The organism is Photorhabdus temperata (assembly GCF_025384845.1).
GTDB classification, from domain to species: Bacteria; Pseudomonadota; Gammaproteobacteria; order Enterobacterales; family Enterobacteriaceae; genus Photorhabdus; species Photorhabdus temperata.
In genome coordinates, this window is the sequence record NZ_JAJAFX010000065.1 from 1 (window position 1) to 17249 (window position 17249).

14 protein-coding genes are annotated in these 17249 nt (G+C 40.7%); 7 read left to right on the plus strand and 7 right to left on the minus strand.

The genetic code is table 11. The annotated features are described in order from the left end of the window. Window positions 1–17: 17 nt before the first annotated feature. Genes LGZ99_RS19680 through LGZ99_RS19695 form a run of 4 tightly spaced genes read left to right on the plus strand, consistent with a single transcriptional unit; the run spans window position 18 to window position 3586 of the window. Entirely contained in the window at window positions 18–782 is a 765-nt protein-coding gene (locus LGZ99_RS19680; protein ID WP_262979482.1) for an aldo/keto reductase family protein, read from the plus strand. Between the two features lie 9 nt (window positions 783–791). After that, window positions 792–2231: an AMP-binding protein gene (locus tag LGZ99_RS19685; RefSeq protein ID WP_036837901.1), complete on the plus strand. Its 1440-nt coding sequence runs from the start codon at window positions 792–794 to the stop codon at window positions 2229–2231. Continuing rightward, window positions 2218–2535 (plus strand): phosphopantetheine-binding protein, encoded by a 318-nt coding sequence (locus LGZ99_RS19690; protein WP_036837903.1) that lies wholly within the window; start codon window positions 2218–2220, stop codon window positions 2533–2535. Before LGZ99_RS19685 ends, LGZ99_RS19690 begins: the two co-directional genes overlap by 14 nt. Then, complete coding sequence (locus LGZ99_RS19695) at window positions 2528–3586, plus strand: nucleotidyltransferase domain-containing protein (protein WP_036837906.1); 1059 nt, start codon at window positions 2528–2530, stop codon at window positions 3584–3586. Before LGZ99_RS19690 ends, LGZ99_RS19695 begins: the two co-directional genes overlap by 8 nt. A 366-nt stretch (window positions 3587–3952) precedes the next feature. Here the strand turns inward: LGZ99_RS19695 and LGZ99_RS19700 are convergent, their stop codons facing one another. The 5 genes from LGZ99_RS19700 to LGZ99_RS19720 all read right to left on the minus strand — a co-directional run bounded on the left by LGZ99_RS19700 (window position 3953) and on the right by LGZ99_RS19720 (window position 9438). Further along, window positions 3953–4588, minus strand: a complete 636-nt coding sequence (locus LGZ99_RS19700; protein ID WP_036837937.1) for an HD domain-containing protein — start codon at window positions 4586–4588, stop codon at window positions 3953–3955. A gap of 361 nt (window positions 4589–4949) precedes the next feature. After that, the gene (locus LGZ99_RS24910; RefSeq protein ID WP_081858286.1) at window positions 4950–5153 is read right to left on the minus strand and encodes a helix-turn-helix domain-containing protein; all 204 of its coding nucleotides are present in this window, start codon (window positions 5151–5153) and stop codon (window positions 4950–4952) included. A gap of 98 nt (window positions 5154–5251) precedes the next feature. Then, window positions 5252–6022, minus strand: a complete 771-nt coding sequence (locus tag LGZ99_RS19710) for a ribonuclease T2 family protein (RefSeq protein ID WP_235184702.1) — start codon at window positions 6020–6022, stop codon at window positions 5252–5254. 77 nt (window positions 6023–6099) lie between these two features. Next, a complete protein-coding gene (locus LGZ99_RS19715) occupies window positions 6100–8055 on the minus strand; it encodes a bifunctional 2',3'-cyclic-nucleotide 2'-phosphodiesterase/3'-nucleotidase (RefSeq protein ID WP_262979483.1) in 1956 nt (651 codons plus the stop codon). A gap of 864 nt (window positions 8056–8919) precedes the next feature. Then, window positions 8920–9438 (minus strand): RNA-guided endonuclease InsQ/TnpB family protein, encoded by a 519-nt coding sequence (locus LGZ99_RS19720; protein WP_262979484.1) that lies wholly within the window; start codon window positions 9436–9438, stop codon window positions 8920–8922. 300 nt (window positions 9439–9738) lie between these two features. Between LGZ99_RS19720 and pyrG the strand changes: the two genes are divergently transcribed. The 3 genes from pyrG to LGZ99_RS19735 all read left to right on the plus strand — a co-directional run bounded on the left by pyrG (window position 9739) and on the right by LGZ99_RS19735 (window position 14448). Next, on the plus strand, window positions 9739–11376 hold the full coding sequence (pyrG, locus tag LGZ99_RS19725) for a glutamine hydrolyzing CTP synthase (protein WP_021323106.1): 1638 nt from the start codon (window positions 9739–9741) through the stop codon (window positions 11374–11376). Window positions 11377–11447: 71 nt separating this feature from the next. Next, window positions 11448–12749 (plus strand): phosphopyruvate hydratase, encoded by a 1302-nt coding sequence (eno, locus tag LGZ99_RS19730; RefSeq protein ID WP_036837911.1) that lies wholly within the window; start codon window positions 11448–11450, stop codon window positions 12747–12749. A gap of 313 nt (window positions 12750–13062) precedes the next feature. Then, the gene (locus tag LGZ99_RS19735; protein ID WP_036837913.1) at window positions 13063–14448 is read left to right on the plus strand and encodes a DASS family sodium-coupled anion symporter; all 1386 of its coding nucleotides are present in this window, start codon (window positions 13063–13065) and stop codon (window positions 14446–14448) included. Window positions 14449–14542: 94 nt separating this feature from the next. Here LGZ99_RS19735 and LGZ99_RS19740 read toward each other — a convergent pair whose 3' ends face one another. Beyond that, a complete protein-coding gene (locus tag LGZ99_RS19740) occupies window positions 14543–15754 on the minus strand; it encodes an MFS transporter (RefSeq protein WP_051769293.1) in 1212 nt (403 codons plus the stop codon). 476 nt (window positions 15755–16230) lie between these two features. Beyond that, on the minus strand, window positions 16231–17166 hold the full coding sequence (locus tag LGZ99_RS19745) for a 2OG-Fe(II) oxygenase family protein (protein ID WP_262979485.1): 936 nt from the start codon (window positions 17164–17166) through the stop codon (window positions 16231–16233). Window positions 17167–17249: the final 83 nt, after the last annotated feature.

Sequence of the window (17249 nt, forward strand, 5' to 3'; positions counted from 1 at the left end):
CATGGATCATCTAGAAAATGAAAAATATTGGATTTGGAACATGGAAATTAAATGGACCTTTATTACAGGAATTGGTTGAATTTGCTATTTCATTAGGATATAAATATTTCGATACTGCTGATGCATATAAAAATAGTGAATATTTAGGTCATGCTATTAGAAATTCCAGTGGCGAATCAATCCACATAACATCAAAAATTGAGCCTTTCAAATTAATTAGTGATGATTTTTGTATTGATGAGACACTTAAAGCACTAGGTGTCAATCAAATTGATTCGTTTTTACTTCATTATTATGATGATAACGTTTGTATGGAATCCTGTTATAAAATTTTAGAGAATTTAGTTGATGAAGGTAGTATCAAATCATGGGGTGTGAGTAACTTTAATTCAAAATATATTTTAGATTGTTTAAATAATGGATTTAGACCGAAAACCAATCAAGTGGAATTTCACCCCTTACTCACACAAATTGAGCTCCGTTCTTTATGTGCTAAAAAAAATATAGACATCACAGCTCACCGGCCATTTGGCAGAGGAGCTTTGTTACAGAATGAAAAGATTATAGAAATATCTAATCGATACTCAATTACTCCGTCTGAATTAATTCTAAGCTGGATTAGTAGCAAAGGAATTAAGTGCTATCCTAAATCTGAAAATATTGAACATTTAAAAAAAAATCTTTCTTCATCAATGATAATAATATATGAAAAAGATATTATAAAGATTGACAACCTTAACGAAGATAAAAGATATTGCACCGGTCCTTGGCTAAATTTATGAGTATTACCTATGACACTCTTTAAAAAGAATACGAATGTAGTTGACTATTTATACGCAGCTTCTTCCAAACATCCATGTAGTGAATTTTTAAGAGATTACCCATATGGCATAACATATAGACATTTTTTAAACCGCGTTGAAGAATTAGTTAATTCATTCAAAAACATTATTTCATGTAAAGTTATAGCTATTTCAATGAATAAAAGTGTTGATTTTTATGCCTGCTTAGCAATGAGTTGGAAACTTAATAAGATTGTTGTTCCTATTAATAAATCATGGAGTAAAGACAGAATCCACTCTATATTAAAATCTTCTGGAACAGGTGTATTTATTTCTGATGAGTGTCAACACTTAGAAAATGAGATAAATATTTTTAGCTCAATTTTTATCAACTTTTACCCAAGAGAGTCTGCAAATACATTAGAAAAAGATAATATCGCTTATATATTATATACATCAGGCACCACTGGCTTACCAAAAGGTGTTCCTATTTCTCATAATTCTCTCTGCTCATATATCAAAGGAATATCAAAAATAATACAATTTAATCCTTATAAAGATTGCTTAACAAATATATTTGAACCTAATTTCGATTTATTCTTCCATGATTTATTACTTGCATGGTACTATTCATGCCCACTCACTCCGATTAACGTGAATCAACCCTTTTCAATTCTTAAAAAGATAAAAGAAAATCGTGTAACATGCTGGTTTTCTGTTCCTTCTTTAATACCTCTAATTAAATTAACGTGCAAAGAGCTAACTCATCTTAATAATATCAGAATATCTTTATTTTGTGGCGAACCTCTTTTACTTGAAGACTGCAAAACATGGTCTGAATTAACTAATTCTAAAGAAATATTTAATCTTTATGGGCCAACTGAAGCAACAATAGCTTGCTATATACATCAATTAACTCAAAGTGAATTAAATGGAAGTGGTTCTGGATATGTAAAGATAGGAAGACCAATAGGAGATACAACAGAACACTTGAACAAGCTTAACTCTAATCTATATGAATTAACTATAGGTGGACCTCAAGTTTTTTCAGGATATATTTCTTCTGATAAAGAGTGTTTCATAAAAAGTGGTAGTAGCATCTATTATAAAACTGGTGATCTGGTATCCGTTGATTGTAATGGAAACCTCGAGTTCAAAGGTAGAACTGACCGTCAAGTCAAAATTCTTGGGAAAAGAATAGAATTAGAGAGCATTGAAAGAGACTTACGAGATCTTAATAGAAATTCAAATATTTTTATTAAACCATACTTTGACACAAACAAAAAAATATGTACAGGTGTGTCTATTTACTATAAGGAAATACAAGGAAAATCTTTAGTCACCGCACATTGTGAACTACTTAATGACCTTACAATTAAAATGGTCAAAAAAATAAATTCTATCCCTAGAAACTCTAATGGAAAGGTTGATTATCATGAGTTTAATTAATAAAAACCAAAACCCAAGAGAAAGGTTAGTGTACTCGTTCAAGAAGTTTATAGCCCAGCATGATCGGTTCTATAATCCAATACTAGACTCTATAGTTGACGGAAGTAATCTTTTCGACTTGGGGTTTGACTCTTTTGATATTGTTAATTTGATAGTGTTCTTAGAAGATGATCTATCTATCAACATAATGGATGAAGATATAAATATCCGTGACTTTTCAAGTATTGAAACTATTTTAAATCTTTTATTAAGAATTAATAAAAGCAATCATTCAACAACAAGTAAAGGGTTTGGTTATGCGTGATAATGATTATTTTCTTAAAGCGTTAGTTGATTTTTCAAGAGTTACTGGATTTGAAAGTGTTAAAAATAGAATAATCAAGAATATTAATCATCCTAGCTTTAATTGGGATTTGTTTCTAGCCATCTGTTTCAAAAATAAGGTTGCAGGTTTAGTGTACAACAACATTGTCTCAGGGAATATTCAAAATGAAGTACCTTGTAGAGTGTATTATACACTACGATATTTTTATTACTGTAACAAAAAGCGAAATATTATTCTTATAAGTGAGTTAGATAAGATCATAGATTCATTTGAAGAAAATCAAATAGATGTCAGACCTTTAAAGGGGGCGGTCTTAATTCCTACCATTTATAAAGACATCGGTAGCAGGATGATGAATGATATCGATCTATTTGTAAACAAATCAGACATAAAGCAATTGCCTGAGATTATGCATCAACTCGGTTTTACCCAAGGTAATTTTGATAAGAGAAACCTGAAGGTACAACCGTTACCTTTCAATGAAAATGCAATTTGGAAGTTAAAAATGTTTAACCTTCCACCTTTTCATAAACCTATTAAAGAACACATAGTTGATGTAGTAAGTGTTGACTTCACATTTGGCATATCTTTCACCCAGTCAAAAGATGTTTCAAGTCTTCTTATGGCAAACTCTGCTTATTATGTAAATTATAAGAGTTTAGGCTACATTGATCTCTTTATACACATTTGCTGTCATTTATATAAGGAAGCTTCAAACTCCGCATGGGAAAAATTCAAGCAGAATATCAATCTCATCAAGTTTTGTGATGTTAGAGAAAGCTATTATATATTCGTCACTCATGATAGATGGAAAGAGTTAATTAGCCAAATACTTGAGCTTGATGTTTCTAACTCCGTCTATTTTGCACTAAAAAATACAGCTGACCTATATAATGACTCAGAACTTTTTGAGCTATCAAAAAGAATACCAAATGTTGATATTTCTTCTCAAGACTACATATACAACCAAGATGAAAATGTCGTTCATAAAAGAAACAAGTCTATCATCGATTGTATATTGGAGGTATAGTTTGTTAATAAATATACTTAAAAGACATAAAATTATGTCAAATATTCGCTTCTGAATTGCAAAAAAGGTACAACTCTATTTACTAACTTGAATTTGGGGTATTGCGGTGTTAATCGCCCACGCCGCATTGCCCATTTTTGCTCATACACGGCGACAAGCAACAAACAGCGTATCGGAATTATACGCTGATTGATTACGTTCAGTAGGTGAGAATCGGCAGATATAAAGTTGTAGGTACAGATCTGACAAAATCTGTTTTCTTGGTTTGTATCTGGATAATAACGGTTCTACTATTGCCTAGAATCGCAAAATTTCACGCAGTGCAGTAAGTGGGGTTAGCTCAAATAATATTGGCTTTCAAATCGCTTATTTAATCTCACTATTCAACTGAGCTAAATACCCACTCATATACGACACCCGCTTGCTAGCTTCATTTTTGCCTGCTGTAGTTAGCATTGTTTCAGGGAGCCGAAAAAGTTTGGTATAAAAATGATCCACGATGTACATTTTGTCATCTGGTACCCTATCAACACAAAATGGATCAATTTCGGAATACAGTTGACTGTTGAATGTCATACCCACCTGAATGCACCGAGCGATACCGATCGCACCAAGTGCATCTAGACGGTCAGCATCCCGAACAATCTTCGCTTCTAAAGTTGTCGGTACTATATCTGCACTGAAGCTATGGGCCACAATCGCATGATGGATGCTCGAAAGGTATTTCTGAGGGTAAGCTATCTTTTCCAGAAACGTAATAGCCATATCAGCGGCAATTTGTGAACTTTTCCTTCTATCTAGGTGATTTTTAGGGAGAGTATAACAATCATGCAAGTAAGCTGCGGGTATGACTACTTCACTGTCTGCTTTCTCTTGTAGGCATAGCCTTTTTGACGTTTGCACAACCCTTATAATATGGCTGATGTCATGTGCAGGGTCCGTATTCATTTCTTTAGAAACGAACTCTCGGAATAACATTTCATACCTGTTCAAATGTTTCATAAACATTACCTTCCTTAAAAGCTTAGGGGCTGTTGATGTTTCACATAGATAGCCATAGGACAGCCCATACCTTGGAAACGACACTTTCTCATAATTCCTTTTCAACTTATTAAATTAACAGACCAACATGCACGGCTATTTTCAGCTCAGCAAAAAAACTCTCTACCAAATACCAACTGTACAATCCTTAGTACTACAGCCGTACTTCCTGTTTTCAACAGAAAAGCCACTGACAGAAGAGCTTAATTCATGCGATTTCTCAGAATCATGAGCATCACAAAAAGTGCAAATTTCTGGTTTCTACGGCTGTAGTACTAGGTTCGATATTATACCGAACTTAGACCATTTAATTGAGAATTAGTCACCTGGAAGAATTATTTCGGATAGCTCGTTCAATAGGTTGTCCATTCTCGTCAAAATATCGGTTTGGCCAAATTTCTGAGAGATGTACTCCGAGATTGTTCTCAGTAATCCACTCTCCTACAGTCATATTTATGGCGCTAGTTGTGTAAAAATTTTTCAATAGATGAAACGCAATTGTCGCTTCATTTATCGAGCGCGGCATCAATAACCGGGGTGAGTAGCACACCCGGCCAATAGAGCACTACCAACTGCAATAACAAGCAACTTATATTGATAATTCATCATGTTATCCTTTGGTAATTATAACTCACGTTTCGGACAGTCAATCACGTCGAAATTTTTGCTGTAGCAAATGTAAAATTCATCACGATTGATCTGGATGGTTTTACCTTTTAATAATGGGTTATTTTCCTGAAGGAACTTAATTAACTGCTCGTTAGACAGGCGGCCCTCTGGCAATACCAATCCATTGAACAGCTCTTGCTGTTTACTGAAAAATTGATCTGGGGTTTCAAACGCACAGACTCCATGCTTTTCCCACTCGGCTTGCAGCAGATCTACACCTGGAGAAGTACACAGATAAGGTTTAATCACCTGATAATCCAGTGATGGCAAATCCCCCTTACACAGACGTGGATGTTTACGGATATCAGACCAGTCACGGCACTGCGCCATTGATTTACCATCACAGGTTTGCGCCCACAAGCCGTGAACTATCCAGCCAAATTTATTTTCTGAGAAACATTGCAGTGTAAATTTTTCATATTCCCTCTGCGCTTTATCAATTTTGTTATTTTTTTTCAGTTTATTAATCTCATTCTCTTTGTTTTTACAAAATGCCGGAGAATAATTAATCGCCAGTTTGAAGTAATCTGTAGAGGCTTTAGCGTTCTGACCATAACGGTCATTTTTAGCAATGTAGTCATAATTTGCCGGTGGATTCTCGGGCAATATACAGGAAATAGCTTCTGCCGGTTGTAGTTCAAAAGAATCAATCACTTCTGGTTGCTTCGCACAGCCGATAACCAATAAAACAAATACTGCTGGTAATAAGTTAGAAAAGCGCATCATCGTTCCTCATGGGAAAATATTTCCCTGTTGAATGGCAAACAAAAACCTGCCCAAACAAGGGCAGGCGACTATTAAAATTATCTTTTTCCAGTCAGATCAATTTGATACACTGCAAAACCGATATCATCGTTTTCCAGATATTTCACTGGATACTGAGAGAACTCTTTAATGAATTTCGTCGCTTTCTCACTTGGAGAGGTTTCGAAACGAATATCCAGTTTCTTGTCAGTTTTGATTGGCATAATCGACCAATTATTATCGGCCCTGGTCGCGACCATCCCCCTCTCTTTAGACACGTTGACAATGTAAGAAGCCAGGATAGCGCGGTTCTCATCCGGTGATGCGAATGCGATATTACCTTCGCCTGTACCGGCAAATTTACCGCCATATGCACGATAATTATTGGTAGCAATTAGAAATTTAGCTTGAGGATCGATAGGCTTACCCTGATAAGTCACCTCCTTGATACGGTTCGCCCCTTGATTGATGACCTGACAATCAACGTCATATTTAGCGGGCTGAGTCAGATCAATCTTATAATTTACGCCACTAATCGTGTCGAAGTTATAAGTACGAAAACCACTCCAGTTCAGCAAATACTGAGGCTGAGTTGAATTTGGATCGATCTGGTTATACATGCCGGCAGAACACTCCAGCCATTCAATCACATCAGCACTGGTTACCTTCACAACAGCCAGTGTGTTTGGATAGAGATAGAGATCCGCCGCGTTACGGAACGTCAAATCCCCCTTTTCAACTTCAACGAAATCTGCGGGGGCATTCTTACGACCACCGACTTTGAAAGGTGCCGCCGCTGCCAAAACAGGAATATCCGCTAAATCCGGATCCCCCTGAATAAAATGCCGCGCGTAATCTGCCTGTGCATCATTCACGATCTGTACTGTCGGGTCGCTTTGGATCAGGGCAAGATAGCTGTACATATTGGCGGAAGCTTTACCAATCAATTTACCGACAAAACCCCGGGTTCCCTGATGGGCTTTCTCGATAATTTTCACTAACTCGCTATCGCGCTCAACCAGTGCCTTTTTACCCACTTTGTCATAAATCGGGCGTGCTTCCGCTTTTGCTTCCGCTACCTTCCAGGTCCCGCCATCATTGTTGATAACCATATCAACAACGCCCAAATGATCGCCCCACTGACCGGGCATAACGGCCGGAATACCATTAACCGTACCTCTGGCGACATCAACACCTTTAATGTCTGCAAATTCCTCGCTTGGGAACACACCGTGCGCATGACCAAACATAATCGCATCAATGCCTTCAACCTCACTCAGGTAATAAACCGAGTTTTCAGCCATTGCCTTATAGGGCTCTTTAGAAAAACCAGAGTGAGGAATAGCGATAATCAAATCTGCGCCCTGTTTTTTCATTTGAGGAACAAATTTTTTCGCAGTTTCAGTAATATCGTTAACGACAACTTTGCCATCCAGATTGGACTTATCCCAGATAGCAATCTGTGGCGGTACAAAACCGATATAGCCAATTTTAATGGTGTGATCTTTACCCTCCCGATCTTTCACTGGTGTATCAACGATAATATAAGGCGTGAAATAGTTCTTACCGGTTTTAGCATCCATTATGTTGGCATTGATATAAGGGAATTTCGCACCGGCAATGACTTTTTTCAAATAATCCAAACCAAAGTTAAATTCGTGGTTACCAAAGTTACCCACGGTATAACCCATTGTGTTCATTAATTGATGTGCTGGATGAGATTCCCCTTTTTTAAGTCCCTTTGCCGCCATGTAATCTGCCAGCGGACTACCTTGGATCAGGTCACCGTTATCGACCAGGATAGTGTTGGAGGTTTCTGCTTTGGCCGCTTTAATTAAATTCACAGTACGTACCAAACCAAATTGCTCTGTGGATTTATCTTTGAAGTAATCAAAGTCAATCAGATTACTGTGAACATCAGATGTTTCCATTACCCGCAAGTCAACCGTTGCAGCATTGACATTAAATGCGACCAATAAGGCTAATGTGGAGACTTTCAACACATGCTTAACCATTTCACACCCCTTTTTAGGCTAGTTTAAGGAGAACTTCAGCTCTCCTTATCACTTTCAACTTAGAAGTACAGACGAACTCCTGTTTCCAGAGTAGTCTGTTTTTTATTCTCATAAGCTGGGTTGTCGCTGTGTGCGCCATCATATGCCACTTCAACGAACAAACGCCGGCTATTAGACTGCAAAACGTTTATCTAAACCAACGGCGTAAGCCTGTTTTTTATAGTTAAAGGTATTTGCATTTCTATCACGCAGATAGTAACCCGCACACACACTAATTTCGATGTCATTCCCGTGCCATGAAAATCGTGCAGCTTTCTCTGGTTTAAAAAAACATGGCAAAAGTGACTGCGGCCAATACTGTATTCGTTGTTCCTGAAATGATTAGTAAATCAATAAAAATAGCTAAAGATTTCATATTTTCTTATAAAATAAAGCTGCCAAGAAATTATAAATTCAAATAATTAATTAAAAAATAGAGAATGAATCAACACTTTAACTTAATAATCAACAACGCACTGAATTCATTAAAGATAATGATAATACCAAAAACAAAAATTATAACGACCTGCAATTAACAATTAATAAAAAATCATCAACAACAATATTAATTGGAATTATTTAAATAAAAAAATACCAATATAAGAATTAAACACAATAAACTATCATATTAATTTATGAATAAAGCCGCAGAGATTTTTTATTCTGCGGCTATAAAGAATAACTAAATAAGATTTCGAAATAGTAGATCACTTGACGGGAACTCAGTCCGATTTTTGCGATCTGAGAAGAAAACAGTCCAGTTGTTGCCTTTCTATTAACTCTCGCGCCAATTTCTCAGCAACTTCAGTTGACATCTTCCCCTTCCTAAAGGAAGGCGATCCCTGCAACCAGACGGCGATGCCCCGCCGCAAGAATGTTCATTGCCGCATTTCTGTCGCGGTTGTGTGTTGCTCCGCACTCAACACATGCCCATTCTCTTATTCGCAAACCCGCTTTACCTTTCGGACTACTGTCGGAGATAGCTCCGCAGCACGAACAGGTCTGGGTGGAGTCGCTTTCGTTGACAACATCAAACACCACTGACCGCGCAATCGCTTTATATTTCAGTTGTGTTTTGAGCATCGCCCAGCCCGCGTCTAACACGCTCTTTGCCATTCTGGTTTTGGCTAACTGGCTGCTGCTCACGTTGCCTACGAATATCGCCGCATGCGTGTTCACCAGTGTTGTTGTGTATTTATGGATTGCATCTTTGCGGCGGTTTTTTATTTTGGCGTGGATGGCTTTCACCCGGGATTTTTTGTTTGCCCGTTGCGCTTTGCCTAACGAGGCGCTCAGCTCGCGGTAGAACCGGCCTGCTGCCAGTGGGGCCCCTTCTGTTGGCATGGCGGTTTCTTTCAGCCCTAAATCGATACCAACAGCCCGGTTCCTTTTGTTGCTTCACATTCAACCTGAACGCAGATATTGAAATACCAGCGACCACGGGCATCTTCGGAGAAACTGCCCGCCCGGAAGAACCCCCACTGACTCGCTGAAAGGAAGGGGCTTCCCGCGAAAAGCATGGTGAAGGGGAAAAAATACCTTTTATTGCGTGCAGATTATTTGTAGCGAATTTAAGGTTCGGGTATACTGCTTTCCCGTCCTAGTTATATCCATCATCTTTAAACCTAAACTTTCAGGTTCAGCATGAAAACTAATTATATTTTTGTGACCGGCGGGGTCGTATCCTCTCTGGGTAAAGGCATTGCCGCAGCCTCTTTGGCCGCTATACTCGAAGCCCGTGGACTCAATGTCACTATTATGAAACTGGATCCGTACATCAACGTCGATCCGGGGACGATGAGCCCAATCCAGCATGGGGAAGTTTTCGTTACTGAAGACGGCGCTGAAACTGATCTCGATTTAGGTCACTATGAGCGTTTCATCCGCACTAAAATGACTCGCCGTAATAATTTCACCACTGGCCGGGTTTATTCCGAAGTTTTGCGTAAAGAGCGTCGTGGCGACTATCTGGGAGCGACCGTTCAGGTTATTCCTCACATCACCAATGAAATTAAAGACCGCATCATCAGCGGTGGTGAAGGTCATGATGTGGTGCTGGTGGAAGTCGGTGGTACTGTCGGTGATATCGAATCATTGCCATTCCTTGAAGCGATTCGTCAAATGGCAGTAGAAGTTGGCCGTGAGCACACGTTATATCTGCACCTGACGCTTGTCCCTTACCTGGCAGCGGCTGGGGAAGTAAAAACCAAGCCAACTCAGCATTCAGTAAAAGAGCTGCTTTCTATCGGTATTCAGCCGGATATTCTGATTTGTCGTTCAGATCGCGTCATTCCTGCTAATGAGCGGGCAAAAATTGCCCTTTTCTGTAATGTGCCGGAGAAAGCGGTTATCTCCCTAAAAGATGTTGATTCCATTTATAAAATTCCAGGGCTATTGAAATCTCAGGGTTTAGATGATTATATTTGTAAACGATTCAGCCTTGATTGCCCGGAAGCGAATTTGTCCGAATGGGAACAGGTCATTTACGAAGAAGCGAATCCTTCTGGTGAAATCACTATTGGCATGGTGGGTAAGTATATTGAACTGCCTGATGCGTACAAATCTGTGATTGAAGCGTTGAAGCACGGTGGATTGAAAAATCGTCTGACGGTTAACATCAAGCTGATTGATTCCCAGGATATTGAAACCCGTGGCGTTGAATTACTGAAGGGGTTGGATGCAATTCTGGTTCCTGGTGGTTTCGGTGGTCGTGGTGTGGAAGGAAAAATCATGACAGCCCGCTATGCCCGTGAAAATAAAATCCCTTATCTGGGGATCTGTCTCGGTATGCAGGTAGCGTTGATTGAGTTCTCACGCCATGTTGCGGGCTTGGAAAAAGCCAGCTCAACAGAATTCGAACCTGATTGCCGGTTCCCGGTTGTCGGCCTGATCACCGAATGGCGTGATGAGGACGGTAATTTAGAAGTGCGTAGCGAAGAGAGTGATCTTGGTGGAACGATGCGTGTGGGTGGGCAGCCATGCCACCTGACAAAAGACAGCCTGGTACGTACCTTGTATGGGGCAGATACAATTGTTGAGCGCCATCGGCATCGTTATGAAGTTAATAATTTGTTGTTGAAACGTATTGAAGATGCCGGTCTGCGGGTAGCGGGTCGTTCAGTAGACAATAAATTAGTGGAAATTATTGAGATCCCAGACCATCCTTGGTTCGTGGCTTGTCAGTTCCACCCAGAATTTACTTCCACTCCTCGTGATGGCCATCCACTGTTTGCCGGTTTTGTTAAAGCAGCCGGTAAATACCAGAAAGGCCAGCTCAAATAAGATGTGCAGTAAGTGGCGGGATGGGTGTTCCGTCATTTACCTGAAATGTAACTTGTACTGAGGAAAACCTAATGTCCAAAATCGTTAAAGTGATCGGTCGTGAAATCATTGACTCCCGTGGTAACCCAACTGTAGAAGCAGAAGTGCATTTGGAAGGGGGCTTTGTTGGTTTAGCGGCTGCGCCATCTGGCGCATCTACCGGCTCCCGTGAAGCGTTGGAACTGCGTGACGGCGACAAATCCCGTTTTATGGGTAAAGGTGTATTGAAAGCTGTTGATGCAGTAAATGGCCCCATTGCCCAGGCAGTTATCGGTCAGGATGCTAAAGATCAGGCTAACATCGACAGAATCATGATCACCCTGGATGGTACTGAAAATAAATCTAAATTCGGTGCTAACGCGATTCTGGCGGTTTCTTTGGCTAACGCTAAAGCAGCGGCAGCGGCGAAAGGTATGCCATTGTACGAGCACATTGCTGAACTGAATGGCACGCCGGGTAAATTCTCTATGCCGTTGCCGATGATGAACATCATCAATGGTGGCGAACACGCGGATAACAACGTTGATATCCAGGAATTTATGATTCAGCCGATTGGCGCCAAAACGCTGAAAGAAGCGGTTCGTATCGGTTCTGAAGTGTTCCACAACCTGGCTAAAGTCCTGAAAGCGAAAGGGATGAGCACTGCCGTTGGTGATGAAGGTGGTTATGCGCCTAACCTGGAATCCAACGCTGCTGCGCTGGCCGCGATCAAAGAAGCGGTAGAACAGGCTGGCTATGTTCTGGGCAGAGATGTCACTCTGGCGATGGATTGTGCCGCTTCTGAATTCTACAATTCAGAAACAGGTAACTATGAACTGAAAGGTGAAGGTAAGACTTTCACTTCTCAGGAATTCACTCATTACCTGGAAGATTTGACCAGAAAATACCCAATCATATCTATTGAAGATGGCTTGAATGAATCTGACTGGGACGGTTTCGCTTACCAGACTAAAGTGTTGGGTGAGAAAATTCAGTTGGTTGGTGACGACCTGTTCGTTACCAATACTAAAATCCTGAAAGAAGGTATTGATAAAGGTATCGCTAACTCCATTCTGATTAAATTCAACCAGATCGGTTCTCTAACTGAAACTCTGGCAGCGATCAAAATGGCAAAAGACGCCGGTTACACTGCGGTAATCTCTCATCGTTCCGGTGAAACTGAAGATGCGACCATTGCTGATTTGGCAGTAGGTACAGCAGCAGGTCAGATCAAAACCGGCTCTATGAGCCGTTCTGATCGCGTTGCTAAATACAACCAACTGATCCGTATTGAAGAAGCTTTGGGTAACCGCGCGCCTTTCTATGGTTTGAAAGAAGTAAAAGGTCAGGCTTAATTGGTAATCAAGGCTAGAAATTACTGATATTAACAGGAGGGGTAAAACTCTCCTGTTTTCTATGCTCGAAAACGTACATAAAACGTAGCGATTTCCTATACCTAGAAAGATGTAATAATGTGATGTAACAACAAAAAATTGTATAAAATACCGTCTGTTATGATTTAATTGGTCAATTCCAACGTCTTAGATCCCAAAATTCAAAGAACTACGTTTTATTCCCAGAAAAGACTCCTTATATTCACACGCCTTGTATTTTTTTAACAATTGTAGCAATGGTGGATAAGATATCACCGGCGCTAATGGAGTCACCATGGATGCTTCTGAATCTTTAACCCCAGCCATTAAGTCAAATTTCTCAAATAAAAAAGGCTTAATCATTCTGGCTGCTGATATTGTATTGCTGTTTATTCTGCTCAATGTCCTGCCGTTTGATGAAAAAGCTAATGCGGGTTTGGCATTGATGGTATTTGTTGGCGTGCTGTGGCTTACCGAAGCTATTCACGTCACTGTTACTGCGTTATGTATTCCACTTCTGGCGGTTGGCATGGGATTGATGAATACAGGAGACGCATTGAAATCTTTTGCTAATCCTATCATCTTCCTGTTTTTTGGCGGTTTTGCACTGGCAACGGCACTGCATATACAAGGATTGGATCGACTGATTGCTAATCGCCTGCTGATGATTGCCCGTGGACGTTTTTCTGTCGCTGTGATGTTACTGTTTGGTGTTACTGCCGGTCTTTCTATGTGGATCAGCAACACGGCGACCGCCGCGATGATGCTGCCATTGGTATTGGGTATTTTGTCTAATCTGGATGTACGCACTGAGCGTCATACTTTTGTATTTGTATTGTTGGGTGTTGCTTACAGTGCAAGTATTGGTGGTTTAGGCACGCTGGTTGGTAGCCCACCAAATGCGATTGCTGCCGCTCAACTGGGTATTGATTTTTTCAATTGGATGAAATTTGGTATTCCACTGGTTGTTATTCTGATGCCAATGATGATCGGCTTAATGTATCTGATGCTGCGTCCAAATTTGAATCATAAATTCGACATGAAGCTGGAAGAACTGGATTGGACAGGTAAGCGTCTGATTGCTATGCTGATTTTTCTGTCAGCTGTGTTCTGCTGGATCTTTAGCTCTGTGATTAGTTCTGCTTTGGGTGGTGTGAAAGATCTGGATACCATTATTGCAGTTGGTGCTGCTATTTTGATTGGTATAACCGGTGTAGCGAGTTGGTCCCAGATTCAGAATAACACCGAATGGGGCGTATTGATGCTGTTCGGTGGTGGCCTGACGTTAAGCGCCATTCTGAAAAATTCAGGCGCCAGCGAGATCATGGCAGACGGCATGGCTGCTACTTTCGGCGCAAGCCACTGGTTTGTGATTATTGTTGCGGTGGCGGCGTTTATCATTTTCTTGACTGAATTCACCAGTAATACAGCAAGTGCAGCTCTGCTGGTACCGGTATTTGCAACGGTTGCGGAAGCATTGGGTATGCCGGTGATGACTCTGACACTGATTATCGGTTTCGGTGCCTCTTGTGCCTTTATGTTGCCGGTGGCAACACCGCCTAACGCCATTGTTTTCGGCTCTGGTTATATCAAACAGGTTGAAATGGTGAGAGTCGGTATGGTTCTGAATATTGCCTGTATCGCTATCATTTCGTTGTTTGCCTGGTTCTTTTGGCTGTAACTGAAAATTTAATTGATGTCCTCTGAGCGCGACAACGAATAATATTCCCCACCTAATGTATTGGGTGGGGAAATAAAGCCAGAGGGCAAAGCATTTATATCAAAGAGTTTGCTGAACGTTTGGAACGAGTCAGCCAGAAATCTAATATTGTCAATGTAAGACCGATAACCAATCCCACCGATAACACCATCATGGCTGCGGAGGGACCTCCCTTTGCCAGTCCTATCATCGCTAACGGTACCAAGCTCAAAATGCCCAGATTATTGAACGTTTCTGCAAAGGCCAAAACCATACCTTTATTAGCACTTGCTCTTGTCACCAAAACCACTGTACTTGAAGGTGCTCCAGCACCAAGCGCGATTCCCCAAAATATCAAACATCCCAATGAACCGAAGAGTGTAATTGGAACGAGCATGAAAACTGAGATCACACCAGTTAGTAGCAGGCTGACAACGACTAAAGTCGCTTCTTCTCGACCACAAAGCTTGCGAAGCCCACCAGCTGAGATATTCCCTATCCCCAGACCGATACCAAAGGCTATAACGGTCAAGCCGATTTCGGTTGGACCAAATCCGTACCGTTGACGTAAAACTTCTCCCGACAGAAGAAAAGCAGAGACACCGGCACCATTCCAGGCCCCTTTTGCAATGAGTAGTCGGATAATTGACCATTGCCGAAACCAGACTAATTGCCGGCTTATCAGCTCTTTTGACGCCATTTGCGTCGGAAGACAGTAAAACCCTGCGATAAATGTGACGGTGCAGCCAAGCGAGCTAAATAAAAAGGGTGCTTGCCAACTAATGAGGTCAGTCAGTATTCCCGCTAAGGCTGGACCAAATGCAATACCGAAAGTCATGCCAAGCATAACGACTCCCATTGCTCCAGCTTGGCGGTTATAAGGAACGATATCGGCGATCAAGGCAAATACTGTTGGTATGATGACCGCTGATGCTATACCGCCAAAAATCCGCAGTGCGATTGCGATTTCAAGAGTGGGTGCCAGAATGATAGCGAGACCATCTACGGCGAAAAACAATAAGGAACCTAGAAGCAATCTGCTCCGATTAACGCGATCTGAGAAATATCCGAGTACCGGGGCTGCCAGAGCATAGGAAAATGCATAACCAGACACTAGCCAGGATGCTCCGACGGTGGTCGTCCCGAAGGCTACTGCTAAAGGGGTAAGCATAGACGATAACATGAATTCGGTCGCGCCGACGAAGAATACGGTGACTGAAAGGATAAATAAAAACGTATAGTTTGTATTTTGCCTTAACGTTGATGGGTATTGAGTTTTGCTGTTCATAAAATCAATTTTACTCCTTATGTATATAGGTTTATTTCATATATCTTTTGCGATAAAACGTGCTGAACCGGTAATACAGAAAAGCTGTTGTGAAATATGCAGAGAGAAGGGAGTGCCAGGCTAAATGAGACAGGATAGTTAAAGTGAGAATATAAGATTACTAACAATATACCGAACAAAGAAAGCTAGTAAGAAGTTAATTTGTGAGACTGGGTATTTGATGCTCTCTATTTGATTACTTGGGTGTTAAATAGTTGGTATTCATAGAGGGCAAATTTGTTCTTTAATATGAGTTAATAAAGCCCTTGAGTATGTTGTTCATACGTATTATGAAGAACTTTATTCAGAAATTCTTCAAAGCTTGTTTCAAGGGCCAGGGCCAGATCTTTGTCATACCTGTATTTTTTATTTTGACCATGCTCATTTATATCTATTATTTATATTATCACTCCTCAAATTGATTATGTGTAAAATATCTACAAAGTACGATCATTGCCATTGTATACCCGACCTGTTTCCTGGGCTGTAAATTCTTTGACGGATTGAACTCTGATTGGGCCTTGGGGGGAATATTTGTAGATATTACCGGACAGATTGTTGTCTAAAAGCATCACATATGACATCCTGTCACGCTGCCCATTCCGTTCTGTGCGAACAACACCATGTACATTGGCCCGAACACTTATCTCTAAATCTTCTGTCAGTATTTCCATTGAGCTGCCAAAGTTAATTATCAGGTAGCCTGGAACCGGATCGATAGTCAAAAGCTCATCATCTATATAGGCCAAAAGGCCGCGCTCAGTCGTTCTTAGGACTGTCACCCATCCTAAATCGCGATGAAACTTGGAGCCTTGGGCTGCTTTCTCTGAGCGGTAGTGATTAAACCCTAACATCTGATGTCCTAGCCCTTCTGAAAGGCCCTCCGTGACTAATTCCCAGTCACTACGAGGAATACCAACATGATTTAACACTGAGCGCAGTATACATATCCCTGCGTGCGCCATGTGTTGGCCCAGTGTAGCGACTTCGGATGGAATGAGGCTCCAGTGTTTTCGTTCGATGTAGAAATTTTCCCATTGATCATGTTTTCTGTCGAAATAACCTTCGTAATCAGTGGAAAAAGTGCATGATTTGAATCCCGTATAGGGAAGGAGGTCACCTTCTGTAGCGGGTTCAAAGAAGTGGTATGCAAATCGATCTCCGTACTCAAAATCCATATATGATGGAGCTTTCAGGAGGAAAAAACCCTGTCGGAGGGCTTGGTTAAACCCGTCTCTGTCAGCAAAAATAAGATGATCTCCTTCCAGATGGGATCTTGCCATGTTTGCTGATTTATACGTTTTTGAGGCTGTGCTTTCGGATGGCATTGATGGTAGCTTCACCGGGGTTCTCATTGTTGGTAATGTTTTCATAATTATGGCCCTTAAATGTGGCAAAAGAACTTTTGTTTTATCCGTTAATATTCTCGACTATTGAATGACATTCGGAACCCATT

Excerpts from the sequence above, each read along its gene's own strand:
- LGZ99_RS19740 (WP_051769293.1), bottom strand. The coding sequence starts at position 15,754 with ATGAACAGCAAAACTCAATACCCATCAACGTTAAGGCAAAATACAAAC.
- LGZ99_RS19720 (WP_262979484.1), bottom strand. The coding sequence starts at position 9,438 with ATGCCAACAGAAGGGGCCCCACTGGCAGCAGGCCGGTTCTACCGCGAG.
- LGZ99_RS19700 (WP_036837937.1), bottom strand. The coding sequence starts at position 4,588 with ATGAAACATTTGAACAGGTATGAAATGTTATTCCGAGAGTTCGTTTCT.
- LGZ99_RS19690 (WP_036837903.1), top strand. The coding sequence starts at position 2,218 with ATGAGTTTAATTAATAAAAACCAAAACCCAAGAGAAAGGTTAGTGTAC.
- LGZ99_RS24910 (WP_081858286.1), bottom strand. The coding sequence starts at position 5,153 with ATGCCGCGCTCGATAAATGAAGCGACAATTGCGTTTCATCTATTGAAA.
- LGZ99_RS19685 (WP_036837901.1), top strand. The coding sequence starts at position 792 with ATGACACTCTTTAAAAAGAATACGAATGTAGTTGACTATTTATACGCA.
- LGZ99_RS19710 (WP_235184702.1), bottom strand. The coding sequence starts at position 6,022 with ATGATGCGCTTTTCTAACTTATTACCAGCAGTATTTGTTTTATTGGTT.
- pyrG (WP_021323106.1), top strand. The coding sequence starts at position 9,739 with ATGAAAACTAATTATATTTTTGTGACCGGCGGGGTCGTATCCTCTCTG.
- eno (WP_036837911.1), top strand. The coding sequence starts at position 11,448 with ATGTCCAAAATCGTTAAAGTGATCGGTCGTGAAATCATTGACTCCCGT.
- LGZ99_RS19680 (WP_262979482.1), top strand. The coding sequence starts at position 18 with ATGAAAAATATTGGATTTGGAACATGGAAATTAAATGGACCTTTATTA.
- LGZ99_RS19735 (WP_036837913.1), top strand. The coding sequence starts at position 13,063 with ATGGATGCTTCTGAATCTTTAACCCCAGCCATTAAGTCAAATTTCTCA.
- LGZ99_RS19715 (WP_262979483.1), bottom strand. The coding sequence starts at position 8,055 with ATGGTTAAGCATGTGTTGAAAGTCTCCACATTAGCCTTATTGGTCGCA.
- LGZ99_RS19745 (WP_262979485.1), bottom strand. The coding sequence starts at position 17,166 with ATGAAAACATTACCAACAATGAGAACCCCGGTGAAGCTACCATCAATG.
- LGZ99_RS19695 (WP_036837906.1), top strand. The coding sequence starts at position 2,528 with ATGCGTGATAATGATTATTTTCTTAAAGCGTTAGTTGATTTTTCAAGA.